This window comes from Devosia sp. J20-27, assembly GCF_055808595.1.
On the sequence record NZ_CM147875.1, the window covers coordinates 2,444,093 to 2,464,723 of the forward strand.

26 protein-coding genes are annotated in these 20,631 nt (G+C 64.2%); 7 read left to right on the plus strand and 19 right to left on the minus strand.

Features of this window, described 5'->3' with window-relative positions:
- Positions 1 to 7 precede the first annotated feature (7 nt).
- Complete coding sequence (glgX, locus tag AC0L4C_RS12015) at positions 8 to 2,044, plus strand: glycogen debranching protein GlgX (protein ID WP_473399829.1); 2,037 nt, start codon at positions 8 to 10, stop codon at positions 2,042 to 2,044.
- A gap of 9 nt (positions 2,045 to 2,053) precedes the next feature.
- Here the strand turns inward: glgX and AC0L4C_RS12020 are convergent, their stop codons facing one another.
- The 10 genes from AC0L4C_RS12020 to ureC form a co-directional block, all read right to left on the minus strand.
- On the minus strand, positions 2,054 to 2,521 hold the full coding sequence (locus AC0L4C_RS12020; protein ID WP_473399830.1) for a GNAT family N-acetyltransferase: 468 nt from the start codon (positions 2,519 to 2,521) through the stop codon (positions 2,054 to 2,056).
- A 10-nt stretch (positions 2,522 to 2,531) separates the two neighbouring features.
- The gene (ureG, locus tag AC0L4C_RS12025; RefSeq protein ID WP_473399831.1) at positions 2,532 to 3,164 is read right to left on the minus strand and encodes an urease accessory protein UreG; all 633 of its coding nucleotides are present in this window, start codon (positions 3,162 to 3,164) and stop codon (positions 2,532 to 2,534) included.
- Positions 3,164 to 3,589 carry a DUF3995 domain-containing protein gene (locus AC0L4C_RS12030; protein WP_473399832.1) on the minus strand — a complete coding sequence of 142 codons (426 nt, stop codon included), beginning with the start codon at positions 3,587 to 3,589 and terminating at the stop codon, positions 3,164 to 3,166. Before AC0L4C_RS12030 ends, ureG begins: the two co-directional genes overlap by 1 nt.
- Positions 3,586 to 4,365, minus strand: coding sequence for an urease accessory protein UreF (locus tag AC0L4C_RS12035; protein ID WP_473399833.1), 780 nt, complete (start codon positions 4,363 to 4,365; stop codon positions 3,586 to 3,588). Before AC0L4C_RS12035 ends, AC0L4C_RS12030 begins: the two co-directional genes overlap by 4 nt.
- A complete protein-coding gene (locus AC0L4C_RS12040) occupies positions 4,362 to 4,841 on the minus strand; it encodes an urease accessory protein UreE (RefSeq protein ID WP_473399834.1) in 480 nt (159 codons plus the stop codon). Before AC0L4C_RS12040 ends, AC0L4C_RS12035 begins: the two co-directional genes overlap by 4 nt.
- 54 nt (positions 4,842 to 4,895) lie before the next feature.
- Positions 4,896 to 5,480 carry a hypothetical protein gene (locus tag AC0L4C_RS12045; protein ID WP_473399835.1) on the minus strand — a complete coding sequence of 195 codons (585 nt, stop codon included), beginning with the start codon at positions 5,478 to 5,480 and terminating at the stop codon, positions 4,896 to 4,898.
- A gap of 5 nt (positions 5,481 to 5,485) precedes the next feature.
- Positions 5,486 to 5,851 carry an MliC family protein gene (locus AC0L4C_RS12050; protein ID WP_473399837.1) on the minus strand — a complete coding sequence of 122 codons (366 nt, stop codon included), beginning with the start codon at positions 5,849 to 5,851 and terminating at the stop codon, positions 5,486 to 5,488.
- Positions 5,852 to 5,955: 104 nt separating this feature from the next.
- A complete protein-coding gene (locus AC0L4C_RS12055; RefSeq protein ID WP_473399839.1) occupies positions 5,956 to 6,471 on the minus strand; it encodes an RES family NAD+ phosphorylase in 516 nt (171 codons plus the stop codon).
- The gene (locus AC0L4C_RS12060; protein ID WP_473399840.1) at positions 6,468 to 6,878 is read right to left on the minus strand and encodes an XRE family transcriptional regulator; all 411 of its coding nucleotides are present in this window, start codon (positions 6,876 to 6,878) and stop codon (positions 6,468 to 6,470) included. Before AC0L4C_RS12060 ends, AC0L4C_RS12055 begins: the two co-directional genes overlap by 4 nt.
- A 68-nt stretch (positions 6,879 to 6,946) precedes the next feature.
- The gene (gene ureC / locus AC0L4C_RS12065; protein WP_473399841.1) at positions 6,947 to 8,656 is read right to left on the minus strand and encodes an urease subunit alpha; all 1,710 of its coding nucleotides are present in this window, start codon (positions 8,654 to 8,656) and stop codon (positions 6,947 to 6,949) included.
- A gap of 181 nt (positions 8,657 to 8,837) precedes the next feature.
- Between ureC and AC0L4C_RS12070 the strand changes: the two genes are divergently transcribed.
- Positions 8,838 to 9,671 (plus strand): c-type cytochrome, encoded by an 834-nt coding sequence (locus tag AC0L4C_RS12070; RefSeq protein WP_473399842.1) that lies wholly within the window; start codon positions 8,838 to 8,840, stop codon positions 9,669 to 9,671.
- On the opposite strand, the gene AC0L4C_RS12075 is transcribed toward AC0L4C_RS12070, so the two are convergent.
- Positions 9,668 to 10,069 (minus strand): hypothetical protein, encoded by a 402-nt coding sequence (locus tag AC0L4C_RS12075; protein WP_473399844.1) that lies wholly within the window; start codon positions 10,067 to 10,069, stop codon positions 9,668 to 9,670. The genes AC0L4C_RS12070 and AC0L4C_RS12075 overlap by 4 nt on opposite strands.
- A 78-nt stretch (positions 10,070 to 10,147) precedes the next feature.
- Here AC0L4C_RS12075 and AC0L4C_RS12080 point away from each other — a divergent pair, with 78 nt between their 5' ends.
- Both AC0L4C_RS12080 and AC0L4C_RS12085 read left to right on the plus strand, forming a co-directional pair.
- Positions 10,148 to 10,525, plus strand: a complete 378-nt coding sequence (locus tag AC0L4C_RS12080) for a hypothetical protein (protein ID WP_473399846.1) — start codon at positions 10,148 to 10,150, stop codon at positions 10,523 to 10,525.
- Between the two features lie 118 nt (positions 10,526 to 10,643).
- Positions 10,644 to 10,961, plus strand: a complete 318-nt coding sequence (locus AC0L4C_RS12085) for a hypothetical protein (RefSeq protein WP_473399847.1) — start codon at positions 10,644 to 10,646, stop codon at positions 10,959 to 10,961.
- A 66-nt stretch (positions 10,962 to 11,027) separates the two neighbouring features.
- Here the strand turns inward: AC0L4C_RS12085 and AC0L4C_RS12090 are convergent, their stop codons facing one another.
- From AC0L4C_RS12090 to urtA, 8 genes are all read right to left on the minus strand, one after another.
- Positions 11,028 to 11,333: an urease subunit beta gene (locus AC0L4C_RS12090; RefSeq protein ID WP_473399848.1), complete on the minus strand. Its 306-nt coding sequence runs from the start codon at positions 11,331 to 11,333 to the stop codon at positions 11,028 to 11,030.
- A gap of 4 nt (positions 11,334 to 11,337) precedes the next feature.
- Positions 11,338 to 11,640 (minus strand): urease subunit gamma, encoded by a 303-nt coding sequence (locus tag AC0L4C_RS12095; RefSeq protein ID WP_473399849.1) that lies wholly within the window; start codon positions 11,638 to 11,640, stop codon positions 11,338 to 11,340.
- 9 nt (positions 11,641 to 11,649) lie between these two features.
- The gene (locus AC0L4C_RS12100) at positions 11,650 to 12,465 is read right to left on the minus strand and encodes an urease accessory protein UreD (RefSeq protein ID WP_473399850.1); all 816 of its coding nucleotides are present in this window, start codon (positions 12,463 to 12,465) and stop codon (positions 11,650 to 11,652) included.
- A 66-nt stretch (positions 12,466 to 12,531) separates the two neighbouring features.
- Positions 12,532 to 13,236, minus strand: a complete 705-nt coding sequence (gene urtE, locus AC0L4C_RS12105; RefSeq protein WP_473399851.1) for an urea ABC transporter ATP-binding subunit UrtE — start codon at positions 13,234 to 13,236, stop codon at positions 12,532 to 12,534.
- Positions 13,233 to 13,982, minus strand: coding sequence for an urea ABC transporter ATP-binding protein UrtD (gene urtD, locus AC0L4C_RS12110; RefSeq protein ID WP_473399852.1), 750 nt, complete (start codon positions 13,980 to 13,982; stop codon positions 13,233 to 13,235). The genes urtE and urtD overlap by 4 nt, the downstream gene beginning before the upstream one ends.
- Positions 13,979 to 15,175, minus strand: a complete 1,197-nt coding sequence (urtC, locus tag AC0L4C_RS12115) for an urea ABC transporter permease subunit UrtC (protein WP_473399854.1) — start codon at positions 15,173 to 15,175, stop codon at positions 13,979 to 13,981. The genes urtD and urtC overlap by 4 nt, the downstream gene beginning before the upstream one ends.
- A complete protein-coding gene (gene urtB / locus AC0L4C_RS12120) occupies positions 15,172 to 16,794 on the minus strand; it encodes an urea ABC transporter permease subunit UrtB (protein ID WP_473399855.1) in 1,623 nt (540 codons plus the stop codon). The genes urtC and urtB overlap by 4 nt, the downstream gene beginning before the upstream one ends.
- A gap of 76 nt (positions 16,795 to 16,870) precedes the next feature.
- Complete coding sequence (urtA, locus tag AC0L4C_RS12125) at positions 16,871 to 18,133, minus strand: urea ABC transporter substrate-binding protein (protein ID WP_473403514.1); 1,263 nt, start codon at positions 18,131 to 18,133, stop codon at positions 16,871 to 16,873.
- Positions 18,134 to 18,607: 474 nt separating this feature from the next.
- Between urtA and AC0L4C_RS12130 the strand changes: the two genes are divergently transcribed.
- From AC0L4C_RS12130 to AC0L4C_RS12140, 3 genes are all read left to right on the plus strand, one after another.
- Positions 18,608 to 19,075 carry a hypothetical protein gene (locus tag AC0L4C_RS12130; protein WP_473399857.1) on the plus strand — a complete coding sequence of 156 codons (468 nt, stop codon included), beginning with the start codon at positions 18,608 to 18,610 and terminating at the stop codon, positions 19,073 to 19,075.
- Positions 19,076 to 19,231: 156 nt separating this feature from the next.
- Positions 19,232 to 19,477, plus strand: coding sequence for a hypothetical protein (locus AC0L4C_RS12135; RefSeq protein WP_473399858.1), 246 nt, complete (start codon positions 19,232 to 19,234; stop codon positions 19,475 to 19,477).
- Between the two features lie 285 nt (positions 19,478 to 19,762).
- The gene (locus tag AC0L4C_RS12140) at positions 19,763 to 20,620 is read left to right on the plus strand and encodes a hypothetical protein (protein ID WP_473399859.1); all 858 of its coding nucleotides are present in this window, start codon (positions 19,763 to 19,765) and stop codon (positions 20,618 to 20,620) included.
- Positions 20,621 to 20,631: the final 11 nt, after the last annotated feature.

Genomic DNA, 20,631 nt, shown 5'->3' on the forward strand with positions numbered 1-20,631 from the left:
CGATCTGATGACACCAAAGTTTGTGCAGCATGCCGGCAGCCCGGACGCCCTGGGCGCAACCATTACGCCCAATGGCGTCAACTTCGCCGTCTACTCGGAAACCGCTTCGGCGATCTGGGTCTCCATCTTCGACGAGCTCGACGCGGAAATCGCGCGCTTCGAACTGGATGGCCATACCGATCACATCCATCACGGCCTGGTGGCGGGGATCGGGGCAGGGGCCCGTTACGGTTTCCGCGCCGATGGCCCCTATGATCCCGACCAGGGACTGTTCTTTGATCCGCAGAAGCTGCTGACCGATCCCTATGCCAAGCGGCTCGACCGGGTCTATGTGCGCTCGCCGCGGCTGCGGCTGCCGCGCGAGGACGCCGTGGATACCGCGCCGCTGATGCCCAAGAGCATCGTGCAGGGGGCGACCAACAAGCGCGCCACGCCGCGCCGCAAGGCGCCGGGGCTGTTCTACGAACTCAACGTGCGCGGCTTCACCATGCGCCATCCGTCGGTGCAGGGACCGCTGCGCGGCACGGTGGCGGCGCTGACGACGCAGCGCGTCATCGATCATTTCAAGTATCTCGGAGTGGACACGCTGCAGCTGATGCCGACCGCGGCGTGGATCGACGAAGGTCACCTGCCGGCGCTCGGCCTCACCAATGCCTGGGGCTACAACCCGGTCAACTATTTCGCCATCGACCCGCGGCTGGCGCCACGTGGCCCGCAGGAACTGCGGGTGATGACCGATCTCTATCGCAAGAACGGCATCTCGGTGATCCTCGACGTGGTCTACAACCACACCGGCGAGGGTGATGCGCAGGGGCCGATGCTCTCGATGATGGGGCTCGACGCCAAGACCTACTACCGGTTTGTCGAAGCCGACGGAAAGCAGTATCTGGTCAACGATACCGGCACCGGCAACACGCTGCGCTGCGACCATCCTGCCGTGCAGCGCCTGGTGATCGAGAGCCTGCGTTACTGGATCGAGGAAATGGGCGTTTCCGGCTTCCGGTTCGATCTGGCCACCATTCTTGGCCGCGATCCGGGGTTCAACCCCGACGCGGTAATGCTGGAAAAGATCAAGGCCGACCCGGTGCTGTCCAAGGCGATCCTTGTCGCCGAGCCGTGGGATCCCGGTCCGGGCGGCTATCAGCTGGGGCGCTTCGGCAAGGAGTTCCAGGAACACAACGACACCTATCGCGATGAAATCCGGTCGTTCTGGCGCGGCGAGCCGGGCAAGATCGGTGCGCTGGCGGGCAAGGTTGCCGGTTCGGCCGAAGTTTTCAACTTCGCCGGCCGCAAGCCGAGCCATGGCGTCAACATGATTGCCGTCCACGACGGTTTCACGCTGATGGACCTGGTCTCGTATGTGGACAAGCACAACGAGGCGAACGGCGAGAATAACCGCGACGGCCACAGCCACAATGAATCGTGGAACTGCGGCGTCGAGGGGCCGACCGATGACCCGCGGATCATCGCGCACCGCAAGCGCGACGTGCGGGCGCTGCTGGCGACGCTGCTGCTGTCGCGTGGCGCGCCGCTGATCCAGCAGGGCGACGAGATGGGTCGCACGCAGCAAGGCAACAACAACGCCTATGCCCAGGACAACGAGATCACCTGGGTGGACTGGGAAAATGCCGACGGCGAGCTGGTGGATTTCACCGCGGCGGCCAACAAGTTCCGCAAGGCTCATCCTGCCCTGACGCATGACCATTTCCTGACGGGAGCAACCAGGAACGGCGCCAGAGATGTCACCTGGCTGCATCCGGACGGTCGGGAGATGACCGAGGGCGACTGGCATGACGCGGGCGCTTCGGTGCTGGGCATGCAGTTGCAGACACCGGCTGACGAAGTCCTGATCTGGTTCAACCGCCACATCGAGCCCTATCCGGCGCATCTGCCGGCAGGGGACTGGGAGATCGGCCTCGTCTCCGACGATGAGACTGCGCCAGTGATCCAGGACGGCAAGGTCGATGTGCCGGCCCGTTCGGTCCTGGCGCTGGTGCGGGCAGGGGCCCCCGTCCGGCGAGCCGGCGCGAAGTCGAAAGACTAGAGCCAGACCTCAGACCGGTTTGAACCCCAGCCGCGCGTACAGTCGTTGCGCGCCGCTGGGGTTGCCGATCTCGACCTTGAGGCGCAGACTTTCGTGGCCGCGCGCGCGAGTGCCGGCGCAGGCCGCAAGGATCAGCGCTTCGCCGATGCCGCGCCTGCGGCAAGGACGCGCCACCGCGATATCTTTCAGAAATCCCGAGGTCCAGCAGAGGGCGAAACCGGCCATGCTGCCGTCGGTCGCTTCCGCGACGAAACAGAGCGCGGGGTCGAATTCCGCGTCGGTACTGACGGTGTGCCACCACTGCAGAAAGCTCTCGGGCACGGTGCCGCCGCCCGCTCTATAGGCCTCGGCGAGCAGGGCGTGGGCAGCGAGGGCGTAGTGCGTTTCAAACGGCACCTGCCGGATGCCGTCGGGCCAGTTCGGGGGCGGCAGCGGGTCGAGCAGCGACCGCTCCATCGTCTGGTACGGAACGGGCACGGCGCCCGCCTTATTCGGCGGCGATCGCCGGGCTGAGGCCGCCCATCTTTTCAATGAAGGCGATGATCTTGTCGAGATGGTCGCGGCGCAGCAGGTCGGTGAAAACATAGGGGCGTCCCTCCCGCACCGTCTGCGTATCGGCTTCCATCACCTCGAGGCTGGCATGCACGTAGGGCGCGAGATCGGTGTGGGTAATGACCAGCAGGTCGGAGCGGGTGATGGCCGGGCCGCCCTTGCGCGGGATCTTTTCGCCCTGCGCCACCGAGATTACATAGATCGAGATGTCGGCCAGATCAGGCGAGAAAGTTGCGGCCAGGTTGTCGCCGCCGGACTCGATCAGGATGATGTCGAGATCGGGAAACTTGCGGTTGAGATCGGCAATCGCCGCGAGGTTGAGCGAGGCGTCCTCGCGAATAGCGGTATGCGGGCAGCCGCCGGTCTCGACGCCGACGATGCGATCCTCGGAAATGGCCTGCACTCGGTTGAGGATTAGCGCATCTTCCTTGGTGTAGATGTCATTGGTGACCACGGCCATCGAGTAGCGGTCGCGCATGGCCTTGAGCAGCACTTCGCAGAGCGTCGTCTTGCCCGACCCGACCGGACCGCCGATGCCGACACGCAGGGGACCATTGAGCGATTTCATCAGAACCTCGTCACCACCAGAACAAGAAAGCACACTGCCACGATGAGGCAAAGCGGCGAATAATAGCGTTTGTCGAGCGAAGCGAATGGCTCGACCGGATGGCGCGCCTGCCAGGCCGGCAGGTAGCCGACAATGCCGCGCGCCGCGAAGAGCGCAGCGAGGGCAGCGCCCGCCAGAGTCAGCGGCAAGCCGCCCGAGTCGGCATCGCCCAGCGCGGCACCGATGGAGGCGGCGCCGAGCACCAGAATGGCAACGATGAGCGATGCCAGTTTGGGCACACGCGTCACGCCGGGGCTGCCGATCACCGTGTTGGCCAGCAATTGCGGGTCGCGGATCGGCCACGGGCTGCCAATGGCCCACATGAAATGGGCGATGGCGACCATCAGCAGGCAGAAGAAGACAATTGAGCCGGCGGCGGTGGTCATGAGCGAAAGATCCTCGGCTCGAGCGTTTCGTGCCGCATCTGGGCAATGTCGGTGGCGTAGGCGATAGAGCCCAGATCGGCAAGGCTGGCCGTTGCCGCAGTGCCGGCCAGATCCGCAACCCGCGGCTCAAGCGCGGCCATGACGCGCAGCCCCTCGGTCTGTCCGAGCGGTACCAGCCTGACGGCCACCGAAATCTGCGCGTGAATGGCGGCGGTGAGATAAGCGAGCAGGGCGTCGCCCAGGTCGATGCCATGGGCCCGGGCAATGGCCCCGATGGCGACCGGATAGGGGCAGGGATCGGGCAAGAGAGCATAAATCTCGGACGGCCACGCACTGGCGGCGCGTATGAAACTGTCGCCGGTAATGGTGATTTCGGCGTACCGCTCAGTCGCGGCGGTCAGGGCGATGGCGAGGTCGGCGAGATCGGTGAGGGTGACTTCCCCCCTCCCAACCTCCCCCACAAGGGGGGAGGTGCTGACCGAGCAACCGGCACCGTCATTGACCCGTCCACCGGCCGGCACCCTCTCCCTTGTGGGGAGGGATGGGGAGGGGGTGACCGTCTGCACCGCACGCCACGCCTGCGCCAGCAGGATGGCATCGGTCTTCAACCCGCCATGGGCGAGAGCGCCGTCGAGCCAGTTCTGCAAGGCGACGGAGTCGGTTACGGCCTTTTGTACAATCGCTGATTCAAGTCCGGCCGACCAGGCGAAGGCCCCCACCGGAAAGGCCGGCGACAGCCAGGTCAGCAATTTCTGCAGGGCGGCCGGCTCGGTCATCGATTGAGCAGGGCGTGGCCGTGGTCGTGCGCATAGGCGCCGTCCATGGGGGAGAATGGTTCGGAAATCTCTTTGACGCTGGCGCCTAGGCCGAGCAGCATGTCGCGCAGCACGTGATCGCGCAGGATGAGGATGCGATCGGGGGCGGTGGATGCGTTTTCGATCTGGGCCTTGGCGTGGCGATTGCCGATGTGCCAGGCCAGTTCCATCAGATGCCCGGCGTCACGGCCACGTACCTCGTAGAGGTTTTCCTCGCCGGCGATGATCTCGACCAGGCGGCCGTCCTCGAGTTGCAGGCAATCGTGCTGCTGCAAGGTCGTGGTCTGCGGAAAGTCGATGGCGACCTCGTCGCCATGCACCAGTGGAATCACCCGGCGGCGGACCCGGCGTTCGTCATGCGCCAGTACGGCGATGTCCCACACCTGCCCGGCCGTGCCGCGCGGGATGTGAGCGACGGCACGAAACAATTCACCCATACGCTAAAGACCATAATTGCGAGGCTTCCCAACCTTGTGCAGCACCTTAGCGGCTCAGACGTGCGCGTGAAAGAGCTGGCCGATCCACCAGGCCTGATAGGCGATGTGGAGCAGCACGAGAGCGAGATGGACGCGCCGGTTCGACGACCAGATGGCGACTCCGGCCAGTGCGAGGCCGATCGGCACCTGGATCAGATAGCCGACGCCGAGCGTATCGAAATAGGGTGCGCCCTTGATCAGCGTATCAACGATGTCGAGGACGAAGGTCAGCCCGAGGATGGAGAAGAACCAGTGACGGCGCTTGAGGAAGAAATCCTCGTAGCCCTCGTAGTCGTCGATGCGGTCGGGAAAGATCAGGGCGGCGAGCAGATAGAGCGTCACGGCATAGCCGATGAGGAAGGCGAAAAGTCCGAACGACCAGTCGGTGACGCCGTAGAGCTCGAACTCCCACCACCAGAACAGCACCAGTTCAACAAGGATCGAGAAACCCCAGAGCAGGTGGACCGGCGACAGCCGGGCGCGCGCCGGGTGCTGGATCAGCCCGGCATAACCGGTGAGCAGGCGGGTGATGCCGAGGCCCACCACCATGCCCATGACGATCCGCACATGCGGGAAGAGTTCGCTGACGCTGCCGTCCACTGGTGCTACGGGGTCTGGATGTGTTCGGAACAGCTGAGGATCGGCGCGGCGTCCTCGCCCAGCGTCACGTCATAAAGGCTGGCGTCGACGCCCTTGGTCCACCAGACATAATTGGCGGCCATGTAGCGTGCACCCGATCCCGAGATCACCGAGGCGAAGAGGTAGGTCGCGCCGTCCGCCGGTACCAGCGCCAGATAGTTCGGCGCGGCGTTGATGTAGTCGACGGTGAAGCTCTCCGCGTCGACGCAATCATATTTGACCAGCCGGCGTTCGGCGTCGCCTGAGATCTCGAGGCCGAGCATGAAGCTGGTCTGGGCACTGGCCGGGGTAACCATGGCCAGCACGGCAAGGCAGGCGACGGCGGCTCTCATCAGGCTGATCTCCGTGAACGGCGCTTTTGAGTCGGCAGGATAACCGGAGACCTCCGACGCCGCCAGCCGCCAGGGCGCTGAGCAGCGTCCTCCCGGCGTGGCGATCACGTCCACGACCGTCCGTCGTGCGGCAGCCGGCCATCCGGGTCGTGCACGGCAACCGCATGCGGTCCGGTCGGTGCCCAGTCCCAGAGCACAAGGTTGCTCATCCCCGCCGACACCCCCGGCGCATACGAGGGAACGAGGATACCCGCGGCGCCGGCTTTCAGGCGGTCGTAGATGGCCCATGAGGCGGGGCGCTGGCCTGCCGCGATGGCAGAGAACCAGGCGCAGGCCATCTCCGCCTCGTCAGTTGCCGCCGTTTTGCGGCCGGCCGCAGTGCGCAGGTCGACGATGTCGTCGCAGTCGACCTCGAAGCTGCACATGGTCAACGGGCTGAACTTGTAGGCAAAGCCTTGCGTGGCTTCGAGAAACGCCACCTCCACCGAGGTGCCAAGGTAGAGCGCAGGGACGCCCTTCGGGTTGAAGCGGCCGCCATGAATGGCAGCGCCGTCACCCGAGAGCGGGCTGAAAGACCAGCGGGGATGAATGGCGCGATAGGCTGCGCCCGCATATTTCACGCAAAACCGCCCAGAGCCAGGTGGTCGAGGTAGTCCCGCAGCGGTCCGGCTTCACCCGATTTGACCAGGCTTTCAGCGGTGCGGTCGCCAAAAGCCGCCAGAGGTTGGCCGCGATACCAGCCCAGCGCCTGACGCTCGCCGCCGGCCCAGGGGGTGACGCGATCGATGATCTCGCTCATCTCGCTCAGCCGGGCGACGGTCGCCGGAGCATTTGCCCGGTCCTTGCGTTGCAGGGTAGCTGCGGCCAGGCCGACGGTTTCCGCGAGATCGCGCTTGGTGATGCCAAGACGGTCCGCCAGCGCGTCAGGCCGCCCGGCCTCTGCTGTCGTCGGGCGCTGCCATGAGGTGGCGACCGGGCGGGTCACCGAGAGTTGCCCGGTCTTGGCGCGTCGTGTCGATGTGGTCATCTGGCGCCTTCAATGTCGGTTCAATGCGACATAATATACGCCAGATGGCAGAATGTTTCAATGTGGCGTCAGAACAGGAAGTATCGCTGCGCCATCGGCAGCACGTCCGCCGGCTCGCAGGTCAGCAGTTCGCCGTCGGCGCGGACCTCGTAGGTTTCCGGGTCGACGTCGATCTGCGGCGTCGCGGAGTTGTGGATCATCGAGGCCTTGCCGATGCCGCCGCGGGTGTTCTCGACCGGCAGCATGCCCTTGTCGACGCCGAGCCTGGCCTGCAGTCCATCCTCGTAGGCGGCTTTCGAGACAAAGGTGACCGACGAACTGGTGCGCAGCTTGCCGAAGGCGGCGAACATCGGCCGGTAGTGCATCGGCTGCGGTGTGGGGATCGAGGCGTTCGGGTCGCCCATCGGCGCCGCGGCGATCGAGCCGCCGAGCAGGATCATCTCCGGCTTGACGCCGAAAAAGGCCGGGTTCCACAGCACCAGGTCGGCGCGCTTGCCCACTTCGACCGAGCCGATGTGCTTGCTCAGGCCGTGCGCGATGGCCGGATTGATGGTGTACTTGGCGATGTAGCGCTTCACCCGGAAATTGTCGTTCTCGCCCTTTTCCTCGGGCAGGCGGCCGCGTTGCCGCTTCATCTTGTCGGCGGTCTGCCAGCAGCGGATCAGCACCTCGCCGACGCGGCCCATGGCCTGGCTGTCCGACGAGATGATCGAGAAGGCGCCGATGTCGTGCAGGATGTCCTCGGCAGCGATGGTCTCCTTGCGGATGCGGCTCTCGGCGAAGGCGACGTCCTCGGCGATCGAGGGCGAGAGGTGGTGGCAGACCATGAGCATGTCGAGATGCTCGGCCAGGGTGTTCACCGTGTAGGGCCGCGTCGGGTTGGTCGAGGACGGGATGACGTTGGGGTGCGAGGCGATCCTGATGATGTCGGGGGCGTGGCCGCCGCCGGCGCCTTCGGTGTGGAAGGCGTGGATGGTGCGGCCGTTGATGGCAGCGATGGTGTCCTCGACAAAGCCGCTTTCGTTGAGCGTGTCGGTGTGGATCATCACCTGCACGTCGTAGTCGTCGGCGACCGCAAGGCAGTTGTCTATGGCCGCCGGCGTCGTGCCCCAGTCCTCATGCAGCTTCAGCGCCGAGGCGCCCGCGAGGATCATTTCCTCGAGCGGGGCGGCCTGGCTGGCATTACCCTTGCCGGCCAGCGCCAGGTTCATCGGGAAGGCATCGAAGCTCTCGATCATCCGGCCGATATGCCAGGCACCGGTGCAGGTGGTGGCGAGCGTGCCATGCGCCGGGCCGGTGCCGCCACCGAGCATGGTGGTGACGCCGCTCATCAGCGCCTCCTCGATCTGCTGCGGCGCGATGAAGTGGATATGCGCGTCAAAGCCGCCGGCGGTCAGGATCTTGCCTTCACCGGCAATGGCCTCGGTGGATGGACCGATGATGATGTCGACGCCCGGCTGGGTGTCGGGATTGCCGGCCTTGCCGATGGCGTGGATGCGGCCATCGCGCAGGCCGACATCGGCCTTGTAGATGCCGGTGTGGTCGACGATCAGCGCATTGGTGATGACGGTATCGACGGCGCCGCCCTTGCGGGTGATCTGGCTCTGCCCCATGCCGTCGCGGATGACCTTGCCGCCGCCGAATTTCACTTCCTCGCCATAGGTGGTGAAGTCCTTTTCCACCTCGATGAAGAGTTCGGTGTCCGCGAGCCGCACCTTGTCGCCTACGGTCGGGCCATACATGTCGGCATAGGTGGTGCGGGCAATTCTCGCGGGCATGACGGGCTTCTCCGGGTGACGGGGTTGTCTATTTCAATCGCCTAAGATTGAGGCTGTCCAGCGAAATGCCGACCTGTCAGGCAGTTTTTGGCCGTGGGGTGCCGCCACCCAAAATGTCATTCGAAAATCATACGACTGGTGCTACAGAATGCCGCATGCGGTGGGCATTTTGGAGGATGAGATGAAACTGATTGCGGCAGTTCTCTTGCTTGGCGTTTCCGGTCTTGCCGGTGCGGCGCACGGCGCGTCGGTGGAGCGCGGCGACTATCTGGTCAACACCATCATGGCCTGTGGCAGCTGTCACACGCCGATCGGCCCACAGGGGTTCGATCAAAGCAAGTCGCTCAGCGGGCGGCTGGTCGAGCAGAACGAGCAGTTCACCGCCATCGCGGCCAATATCACACCGGCCGGAGAAATCTCGACATGGAGCGACGCCGAACTGGCCAAAGCCATTCGCGAGGGCATTCGCCCCGATGGCTCGCTGATCGGGCCGCCCATGCCGTTCGAGGTCTATCACGGCATTTCCGACGACGATCTCAATTCGATCGTCGCCTATCTGCGCACTGTTCCGGCGGTGGAGGGCGATCCCGGCAAGTCGACCTACAATATCCCGCTGCCCCCCGCGTACGGCCCGCCGGTCACCTCGGTGGCCAGCGTTGCGGAAGGCGTGACGGTGGAATACGGGCAGTATCTTGCCGGTCCCTTGGGCCATTGCATCGTCTGCCACACCAAGTTCGACGCGCAGGGCAGGCCGCAGTTCGAGACACTGCTGGGGGCTGGCGGCAATCCGTTCGAAGGTCCGTGGGGCACGGTGGTGTCGTCCAACATCACGCCCGAAGGTATCGGCGAGCACTCCGACGAGGGGATCATCACCACGATCACCACTGGCGTCGAACCCGATGGCACCCAGCTCACCGGCCCGATGCCGTTCCCGCTCTACGCCCAGATGAAGCACGAAGACCTCGAGGCCATCGTGCTGTACCTAAGGTCGCTGCCGCCGATCCCGACGCCCTAGTTGACGGCCGGCTTCGGCTGGCGGTTCTGACGGTAGACGTGGATCGTCATTTCAATCAGCTCGTCGAGGATCTTGTCCCCGGCGCGCATCTGCTCATCCTTCTGGGTGTAGGCTATCAGCGAGATGGCCAGCACCTGGATGGCGTAGGCCTTCTTCTGGTCGCCCTCGCGATACTGCCGGTTGCCTTCCTGTTCGAAGTCGGTGAGCAGCTTTGAATAGGTCTGCTGGGCCATGGTCGATTTGAACTCGGCCCACTTGGCCTTGTTGGATTTCTCGACGATCTCGCATGCGAGACTGCCGATCAGCCACATGACTTCGGGGTCGTTCTTGCCGTTTTCCTGCAGGTCCATGAGGACCGCGACGAAACGCTGCTTGAACTCTTCTTCCTTGGTGGCCATCGTCACCTTCCGCCTCTGTTCATCGGTGCCACACACAATAAACGGGGTGACAGTGCAAGCCCGAACTGGACATCTGCCATGCTGAAACGGCTTTTTGCCCTCCTGATCGTCGGGCTTATGATGGCGACCCCGCCGGCGTCGGCGCAATATGTGATGGATGTCGGCAATCTGATCACCGCGCTGCGCGTCGCCGATTTCAGCGCCGATCTCGACAATCTCGATCGGGCGCAATCGGTCTATGTCACCCGGCTGACCCAGATCGCCGGATCGGACAGCGCTGTCCTCGACCGGACCATTGCCAGCCGAGCGGGTGTCCTCCGGTATCTGCGCGCCATCATCGGCCAGAACCGTCTGGCGATGAAGGCTCTGGGCATCCACCACGAGGCGCTGGAGGATGTGGTCTTCCTCACCACCACCAATGACGGCACGGCGATGCTCTACGTCGACAACCGATAAGGTTGCATCGCCCGGTGGCACATTAGTGTGATCGGCCAATCCGAAACTGATGCTGAAACAGGGCCGTAGCTACTGCTGCGTTCAACAAGAGCGTCAGATAAAAAGATTGGAATACCCGATGAACAAGTTCACCACCCTCGCACTCGCCGCCGTCCTGTCCGTCTCGGGCGCCTCTGCCACTCTCGCCAGCAGCATCGATGCGCTGAGCTCGGCCTCCACGGTTTCGATCACCACCGTTTCGGGCAATTCCGATAACATCCTGCTGGCCTCGAACGGCCGCGTGATGCAGCAGGTCGATCTCGGCACGCTGCATGCACGGATCATGCAGAACAAGTCGGTGGCAGCCCAGCTTGAAGCCTACGGTGCCGAGATTGCCGACGTGATCGGTGTCACCGGCGAATTTTCTTCGGACGTTACCCTCTACGTCCGGAACTGATCTCAGGCCCAGGTCTGACATTGCGGATCGGATGCGACAGCATCCGGTCCGCAGTCGTTTGCGGGGCTAGAGCGCACCCATGATCTTCTGCTGGAAGCCATAGACTTCGCGCTTGCCGCCAAGCGGCACGAGCCTGACTTCGCGCTTCTGCCCCGGCTCGAAGCGCACGGCGGTGCCGGCGGCGATGTCGAGCCGCATGCCGCGTGTCGCGGCGCGGTCGAAACTCAGGGCATTATTGGTTTCGAAGAAATGGTAGTGCGAGCCGACCTGGATCGGGCGGTCGCCGGTATTGGCGACTTCCAGCGTGATCTGGCTGGCGCCGGCATTGAGCTCGATATCGCCGGCCTGGGTGATGACTTCGCCTGGGATCATGATTTCACCGGATCGGTTCGTGGACGGTGACGAGTTTGGTGCCGTCGGGGAAGGTGGCTTCGACCTGTACGTCGGGGATCATTTCGGCGATGCCCTCCATGACCTGGGCGCGGCTCACCACATGGGCGCCGGCTTCCATCAGGTCGGCGACAGAGCGGCCGTCGCGGGCGCCCTCGACGACAAAGTCGGTGATCAGTGCAATGGCCTCGGGATGGTTCAGCTTGACGCCGCGCTCCAGCCTCTTGCGTGCGACGATCGCTGCCATGGCGATCAGCAGTTTGTCCTTTTCGCGGGGCGTCAGGTTCATATCAGTGTCCTAGAGGTGCCAGAGGCGCGGCAGCGAGCCGGCGCCGGAGAGTTCTGCAATAATGGGCCCGATGATCCGCCGCAGCGCAAGCCCGGAATCGGCAATGGCGCGCACGATCAGCCGGTCGCCGATGAGACTGACGCCACAGCGACCGGCGAGCAGGGCGCGAACCGGCGCGAGCTTGCGCTCGGCGTCGGGCCCCACCAGCAGCACCGTGGCAAAGGCCAGGGCGCCATCGAGCAGCGACAGCGAGTCGCGTTCGAGCGGGTCGGCCGAGAGCAGCGTTGCCTCGGCATGCACCAGCCGGCCGTTGCGGCGGATGCGCCAGTTGTCGCGCAGCATGGCGTTGCGGGCCGCTTCGCCCATGGCCTCGCGGCCGAGCAGGACGGCCTCGACGGCGCAGAGCGAGGCGCCGTCGGCGAGGTCGACATCGAGCGTGCGATCGAGTCTGGCGCTATCAAAGAGGATGGTTTCCTGCGGCAGCCAGTCGAGCCGGGCGCCGGGGCCGACATGCAGCTTGTTGCGGACCTGGGCATCGTCGCCAAGCGAGCGGTAGACGCGCTCGCAGGCCTGGGTGGTGATGACCACGCTGGCCCCGGCATCGGCGTCGACCGTCCAGCCGATTTCGTCACCGCCGGTCAGTCCGCCGGCGGTATTGATCAGCACCGCCTGCAGTGACGCATCATGGGTATTGGGCAGGCGGATCTTGGCGCAACCGTCCTGGTAGAGGGCGTCGATGCGGGTGCGGTTGCCGTCAAAGCGCGCCGTCAGCCGCCCGTCGCCGCGGGCGCGCTGCAGTCTGAGGGGCGGGGCGAGGGCATTCATGGCCGGTGGTTCCAGACCTCGTGGATCGACAGGCTCACCATGAGGTCCTCCTTTCGGGCTCCACCGCTATACCATCAGGTGACGACGCACCTCGGGCAGGTCGAGGTCGCTGGCGGGACCGGAATGCATGATCTCGCCGCGATCCATGACGTAGATGTCGTCGGCGATCTCGCGGCAGAAGTCCAGATATTGCTCGACCAGCAGGATGGTCATGCCCTTTTCGTCGCGCAGGAACTGCAGGGCGCGGCCGATATCCTTGATGATCGAGGGCTGGATGCCTTCGGTGGGTTCGTCCAGCACCAGCACCTTGGGGCGGGTCACCAGCGCCCGGCCGATGGCGAGCTGCTGCTGCTGGCCGCCCGACAGATCGCCGCCGCGCCGGCCGAGCATGGATTTCAGCACCGGGAAGAGGTCGAAGATGAATGCCGGGATGTTCTTGTCGGAGCCCTTCAGCCCGGCATAGCCGGTTTCGAGGTTTTCCTTGACCGTGAGCAGCGGGAAGATCTCGCGGCCCTGCGGCACATAGCCGATGCCCATGCGGGCGCGCTTGTAGGGCGGGGCTTTCTTGAGCACTTCATTGTCGAAGACGATCTGGCCCGACGAGACATTGTTGACGCCGGTGACGGCGCGCAGCGTCGAACTCTTGCCCACGCCATTGCGCCCCAGCACCGCGGTGATGCGGTTGGGCTTGCACTCGACGGTGATGCCCCGCAGCGCCTGCGCCGCCCCGTAGTGCAGGTCGATGGCGCGAATTGTGAGGGTGGAACTCATCGGCCGAGATACCTTTCGATGACGATGGGGTTGGCGCTCACCTGATCGAGCGAGCCTTCGGCCAGCACAGTGCCTTCGGCGAGGCAGGTGACGCGGGTGTCGAGCGCACGGACAAAGCTCATGTCGTGCTCGACAACCACGACGGAACGGGTCCGGGCAATGTCCTTGAGCAGCTTGGCGGTTTCGACCGTCTCGCTGTCGGTCATGCCGGCCACGGGTTCGTCGACCAGCAGCAGTTTGGGGTCCTGCGCCAGCAACATGCCGATTTCGAGCCATTGCTTCTGGCCGTGGCTCAGACCGGCGGCGAGTTCGCCCTTGCGGCCGGCGAGCCGGATGGTGTCGAGAATCTGGTCGATGCGCTCGATGTCGTCATTGGCCGCGACATAGGTCAGGGCCGCCAGCACGTTGCGCGGCTTTTTCAGCGCCAGTTCGAGATTGTCCCAGACGGTATGGCTCTCGAACACTGTCGGCTTCTGGAATTTCCGGCCGATGCCGAGATTGGCGATGGTCGCCTCGTCGAGCTTGGTCAGATCGGTGCGGCCGTCAAACAGCACCTCGCCGTCGTCGGGCCGGGTCTTGCCGGTGATGATGTCCATCATCGTGGTCTTGCCGGCGCCGTTGGGGCCGATGATCGCCAGCATCTCGTTGGGGTGGACGATGATCGAGAGGCTGTTCAGCGCCTTGAAACCGTCGAACGAGACGGAGACGCCGTTCAGATAGAGCATGGTGCCTGACTTGTCGGTCATTCGGCGGGCTCCGGTGAGGGCTTGGCCTGGGGCAGGGTTTTCGGATCCTCGCCGGCTTCGGCGGCGGCGCTCTGCGCATCCAGCGCGGTGGAGTTGCGCTTGGCGGTGCCGGCGCGGATCTGGCCGACGAGGCCGACAATGCCCTTGGGCAGGAAGAGGGTGACGAAGACGAAGAGGCCGCCCAGCGCGAAGAGCCAGTATTCGGGCAGTGCGCCGGTGAAGAAGCTCTTGCCCATGTTGACCAGCACGGCGCCGATGATCGGGCCGAGGATGGTGCCGCGGCCGCCGACGGCCACCCAGATCACCGCCTCGATCGAATTCTCCGGCGCGAACTCGCCCGGATTGATGATGCCGACCTGCGGCACGTAGAGGGCGCCGGCGACACCGGCCATGACGGCCGAGACGACGAAGGCGAAGAGCTTGACGTTCTCGGGACGCCAGCCGAGGAAGCGGGTGCGGCTCTCGGCATCGCGCACCGCCACCATCACCTTGCCGAGCTTGGAGTTGACGATCATCGAGCAGATCAGCACCGAGATGGCCAGCACGATCGCCGAGAGGGCAAAAAGCGTGGCGCGGGTGGAATCGGCCTGGATGTTGATGCCGAGGATATCCTTGAAATCGGTGAGGCCGTTATTGCCGCCAAAGCCGAAATCGTTGCGGAAGAAAGCGAGCAGCAGGGCGTAGGTCATCGCCTGGGTGATGATCGAGAGATAGACGCCGGTGACGCGGCTGCGGAAGGCGAACCAGCCGAACACGAAGGCCAGCAGCCCCGGCACCACGAGCACCATCAGCATGGCGAACCAGAACATGTCGAAGCCCAGCCAGTACCAGGGCAGGTCCTTGTAGTTGAGGAACACCATGAAGTCGGGCAGCACCGGGTTGGCGTAGACGCCGCGGGTGCCGATCTGGCGCATCAGGTACATGCCCATGGCGTAGCCGCCGAGCGCGAAGAAGGCGCCGTGGCCCAGCGAGAGAATGCCGCAATAGCCCCAGACGAGGTCGAGTGCCAGCGCCAGCAGCGCATAGTTCAGGTACTTGCCGAACAGCGGCACGGCATAGCTGGGTACGTGCAGCGGGTGGCCTGCGGGGATCACCAGATTGGCAAGCGGAACGGCGATGGCAACGGCGACCAGCACCGCAACGATCCAGATGGCATTCTTGTCGAGGGCCCGGAACAGCATCTGGGAAATCATTGTTCGATAGCCCGGCCTTTGAGCGCAAACAGGCCACGCGGCCGGCGCTGGATGAAGAGGATGATGAGCACGAGGATCAGGATCTTGGCGACCACGGCGCCGGCGAACGGTTCGAGGAACTTGTTGGCGACGCCAATGGTCAGGGCGCCGACCAGCGTGCCCCAGAGGTTGCCGACGCCGCCGAACACCACGACCATGAAACTGTCGATGATGTAGTTTTGCCCGAGGTTGGGGGAGACGTTGTCGATCTGGCTGAGGGCCACGCCGGCGAGGCCGGCAATACCCGAGCCGAGGCCGAAGGTCATGGCATCGACGAACGGGGTGCGGATGCCCATGGACGAGGCCATGCGCCGGTTCTGGGTGACGGCGCGCATCTGCAGGCCGAGCGGCGTGCGCTTGAGCACGGCGAGCAGGGCGAGGAAGACAGCGATGGCAAAGAGCACGATCCAGAAGCGGTTCCAGGTGATGGCAAGGCCACCCAGGTCGAACGACCCCGACATCCAGCTCGGATTGCCGACTTCACGGTTGGTCGGCCCGAATATGGTGCGTACGGCCTGCTGCAGGATCAGCGACACGCCCCAGGTGGCGAGCAGGGTTTCCAGCGCGCGGCCGTAGAGCCAGCGGATGATGCTGCGCTCGATGGCGATGCCCACCAGTGCGGTAAAGAGAAAGGCGAGGGGCAGGGCGATGGCCAGCGACCAGTCGAAAAGGCCCGGGAAATTCTGCCGGATCACTTCCTGCACGACATAGGTGGTGTAGGCGCCCAGCATGACCATTTCACCGTGGGCCATGTTGATGACGCCCATGACGCCGAAGGTGATGGCAAGGCCGATGGCCGCCAGCAGCAGCACCGAGCCGAGCGAGATGCCGTAGACGACATTCTGGGCCACGCCCCAGACGGCCTGGTTGCGGTTCAGTTCGTCGATCTTGGCTTGCAGGGTCGCCTTCAGGCTGTCGGGCGCCGTGGCGAGGGCACCGGTGAGGATGGTGACAGCATCGCGTCCGGCCCGCTCGGCAACGATCGTGGCGGCCGCGGTCTTGTCGTCGACCGACGCGTCGGTCTTGAGGATGATGGCGGCGCGCGCCGTTTCCATCACCGATTTGATCTCGCCGTCGGTCTCTTCGGCGAGGGCGCCGTCGAGCAGTTCGAGATTGTCGGGATTGGCGTCCTTGAGGATCGACTGTGCGGCGACCAGGCGCACGTCGCGCCGCGGCGACATCAGCGTCATCTGGCCGATGATGGTGCGCAGGCTGCGGCGCAGGCCGTTGTTGACCTTGACCTTGTCGAGATCGCTGGAGGCAAATTCACCCAGTTCGGCGCCGGTCACCGGGTCGGAAGCGGTCTTGCCCTCGAGCAGGACCACCTTGCCCTCGGACTTGGTGGCATAGAGATCGCCGTTGAGCAGCGTCCGCAGCACGGGAACGGCGCGCGGATCGCCGGTGGCGCCGAGTGCGGCGGCGGCGGCCTCGCGGTCCTTGAAGCCGCCCGGAGCCAGGGCGTCGACCAGCGCCGAAAGGGTGGCGTCATCGGTCTGGGCCAGGGCCGGCTGCACAAGGAGCGCGGGTACAAGAAGGGCAAGAAAGAGCGCAAGGGACTGGAAGAAGTGCTTCGCGTTCATTTTTGGCCTCGGCAGGTTCGTCGGGTCGGAGAGCGAAGGCGGCAGAGCCGCCTTCGCAGAAGCTCGGAAGCGTCGCTTACATGGCGCCCGAAGAGCAGGCCTTGGTCTCGGTGTTGTAGTTGCCGCAGTTGATCGGAGCGGTCCAGTCGGCCTCGATCATCTTGGATTCCGGCAGGAAGTCGGACCAGGCATCGCCCGGGACGAGTTCGCTCTCGGACACGACTTCGAACTGACCGTCGGCCTGGATTTCACCGATCAGCACGGGCTTGGTGATGTGGTGGTTCGGGAGCATCTTGGCGATGCCGCCAGTCAGGTTCGGGGTTTCGAGGCCGATGATGGCGTCGAGCACGGCATCGGTATCGGTGGTGCCGGCCTTCTCGACGGCCTGGACCCAGAGGTTGAAGCCGATCACGTGGGCTTCCATCGGGTCGTTGGTGACGCGATCGGGGTTGCCGATATATTCGCGCCAGGCGGCGATGAACTCAGCGTTCTCGGGGGTATCGACGGACTGGAAGTAGTTCCAGGCGGCGAGGTGACCGACGAGCGGGCCGGTGTCGAAACCAGCCAGTTCTTCTTCACCGACCGAGAAGGCGACGACCGGGATGTCCTCGGCCTTGATGCCCTGGTTGGCGAGTTCCTTGTAGAACGGCACGTTGGCGTCGCCGTTGATGGTCGACACCACGGCGGTCTTCTTGCCGGCCGAGCCGAAGGCCTTGATGTCGGAGACGATCGTCTGCCAATCGGAATGACCGAACGGCGTGTAGTTGATCATGATGTCTTCCTTGGCGACGCCCTTGTCCATGAGGTACTGCTCAAGGATCTTGTTGGTCGTCTGCGGATAGACATAGTCGGTGCCGGCGAGAACCCAGCGCTCGACGCCTTCTTCTGCCATCAGATAGTCGACGGCGGGAATGGCCTGCTGGTTGGGAGCGGCGCCGGTGTAGAACACGTTGCGCTCGGATTCCTCACCCTCGTACTGGACGGGGTAGAAGAGGATCGAGTTGAGCTCCTTGAAGACCGGCAGCACCGACTTGCGGCTCACCGATGTCCAGCATCCGAACACGGCAGCGACCTTGCCGACCGAAATCAGCTCGCGTGCCTTTTCGGCAAACAGCGGCCAGTCGGAAGCGGGGTCGACCACAACGGCCTCGAGTTGCTTGCCGAGCAGACCACCCTTCTTGTTCTGCTCGTCGATGAGGAACAGCATCGTGTCCTTCAGCGTGGTCTCCGAAATCGCCATCGTGCCCGACAGCGAATGGAGGACGCCGACCTTGATCGTATCGTCTTGAGAAATTGCAGGCGCGGCTGCGCCCAGAGCCATCGCGACCCCCAGGCCCATTCCGGCCATCATGCGGTGTACTCTTGTCATATCTACCTCCGACAGTTGGTTGTTTGCACCGCCGGAGTAATTGCAAAGCCCGTGCCAGCACTTGCCGCTAATGCTTAAGCGTTTGATTCAAATGACCTAAGAGCGACCGGGCGGACGTGAAGGCGGCTGCGGGGCCCTCACCACGGAGCAAGGTCGTGCCGGTTCTCTGTGCACCATTGCCGCGTGTTGCGTAATTTTTAATCATCTGCATACCGTGCGGTGAAACTGAGCAATAATTGTGCTGCAATATGCCGGATGCATCGCCCGCGTGACGCGACGCATTTCCTCGGATAAGCAATGAGTCACCGGAAGTTCACTTCCGGCAGAGGTTGTTTGCACCGACGCCTCGACCCCGTGCCTGAAACATGGCGCGGGGTTTTGCATAATGCCCTGCAACCGATGCCAGCGCCCTCCGTTCTCGCCTGAGACAGCAGGAGAGCTCGTATGCGCATTGTCCCCGTCCTTGCGTTCCTGGCCGCCACCGTGCCGGCGGTGGCTCAGGATGTTCCCGCGACCGGTGCGGCCGTGCCGGTGCTCGAAACCGTGAGCGTCGGTGGTGCCGACGGCCAGGACATCCGCGGCCTCATCCTCGATCCGAATGGCAACGGTCTACTCGATGCTGCCGAGAGCGAGGCGGTGCGCCAGTTCAGGGTTGCGTCCACCGATTGCAGCGGGGTGATCGTCTCCAATCTCAGTGTTGATCAGATCCTCGCCGTGGACGAGGGCGACGATATCCGGCTGATGATGGTGTGCGCCGATCCCGACGGTCTGGAATCGCCGGAACGCGCCGCCATCGCCGCCAACAGCGTCCTGATGAACAAGCTGGCTGCTGCCGGCTTCGGCCTCAGCAATGTCGCCGGCATCGTGCTCGAGGCCGACGGGCGCGGCACGCTCTACCTCTCGGCGTCGTGAATCACGCCAACTGATTCGCTGCCGAATCAGTTAGCTGCACGGTGTTCCAAAAAAAGTGGATGAAGTGATCGTGAGCGCGGGAACCAGCTTCGCAACCGCCCGTTGACCAGACATCGAACGCCACGCACCCCCATAGACAGCTGCGGGAGAACAGCAGTGAAGACCACGACGACCGTCTCTCTCGTTGCTGCCCTTTGTGCCGCGCCGGAACTCGCTTCCGCGTCGCCGACGACGCGCCCCGTGGAGCCGGACGGCGACGCGGATCGGCACGTGGCATCATGGCAGAACAATTCAGTGATCAATCGGCGGCCGGCCCGGAACAGCTTCGGCATTTGGGACGTTGTGGCCAACGACAACAATCAGGACGGACAGCTGATCCTCTCGATCTTCGATCAAGACTAGCTGTTCGATAAATTTGGCGCGCGACGCGGTCGCGACGCCAAACGATCGGCGGATATCTGCAAGGGCTGACGCTCCCTTGTGGGTAGACCCGAAGGAGACGCGGGGCTTCGGCCTCGCGTCTTTTTTTTGTGGCTACTCGCGTACGTCTAAAATTGCAGGTGAGTTCGTGAGCTCCCTGCAACCATCCTGCCGATCAGCTCGAAACATCTTCCAGTTACCGACATTGGTTCGTCTCTGAACTCTATTGCGAATACATCGCGATAACAGAACAAGGAGCTTTGAACGATGTTCAGGACATTTGAACTTACAGGCGTGGCGATCTCCCTGGCGCTGGTTCCGAGTCTGGCCGGCGCAGTTTCACTCAATATCGGCGGTGGCGGCGTCAGCCTGTCCACCGGCTCGGGCGGCTCCAGCAGCGGCGGCGTCCAGGCGAAGGTTGGCGGCGATGATCTGCTGGACGTGACGACCGGTTCGACCGGTACGACCAATGCCGCGACGGCCAACGTCAAACTGGGCAATGACGCAGAGCGCAACGGTGCCGTGGTCGATCTCTTCGGCGCCGACGGAGCGGTGGCCGATGTGGAGGCCGGTCTGGGTGCGCGCGGCGCCCTGCTGCCGGCCATTGGCGGGGATGGCGAAGATGATGTGACGGCCAGCCTCTTCGGCTCCGGCCAGGATGTCGGTCTCGATCTCTTTGGTACGGGCAGCACGGGTGGCGGTGATGACGGCGCGGATGGCGGTACCGGCGTCGGCTCCAATACGGGCGACGGCGCCGACGGCGTGCAGCCGGGCGCAACTGGAAAGGCGGTCCGGGTGGCGACGGCAGGTGCCGGAGGTGCCGGCGGCTGCTTCTCCCCCAATGATGCGCAGATCGCGCACCTTCTCGACCGGAATGCCTATTCGGCGCAGATCAGCGCCAGGCTGCAGGCCGTCGAGCAGGTGCAGATCGTGCCGATCAACCTCTGTGCGGGCGCCAGCAGCCGGGTGCAGGCGGCCCTCGCGGCTGATGCCAATATCGGCCGGTTGCAATCGGCGATTGCCGCCGATGCCGATCTCAGCGCCGCGCTGGAGCCGAGCTACCAGCCGAGCGATGTGCTGGCGGCGGACCAGTCCGGCGATGACCTGACGGTCTACGTCTACTAATGTTCTGCAAA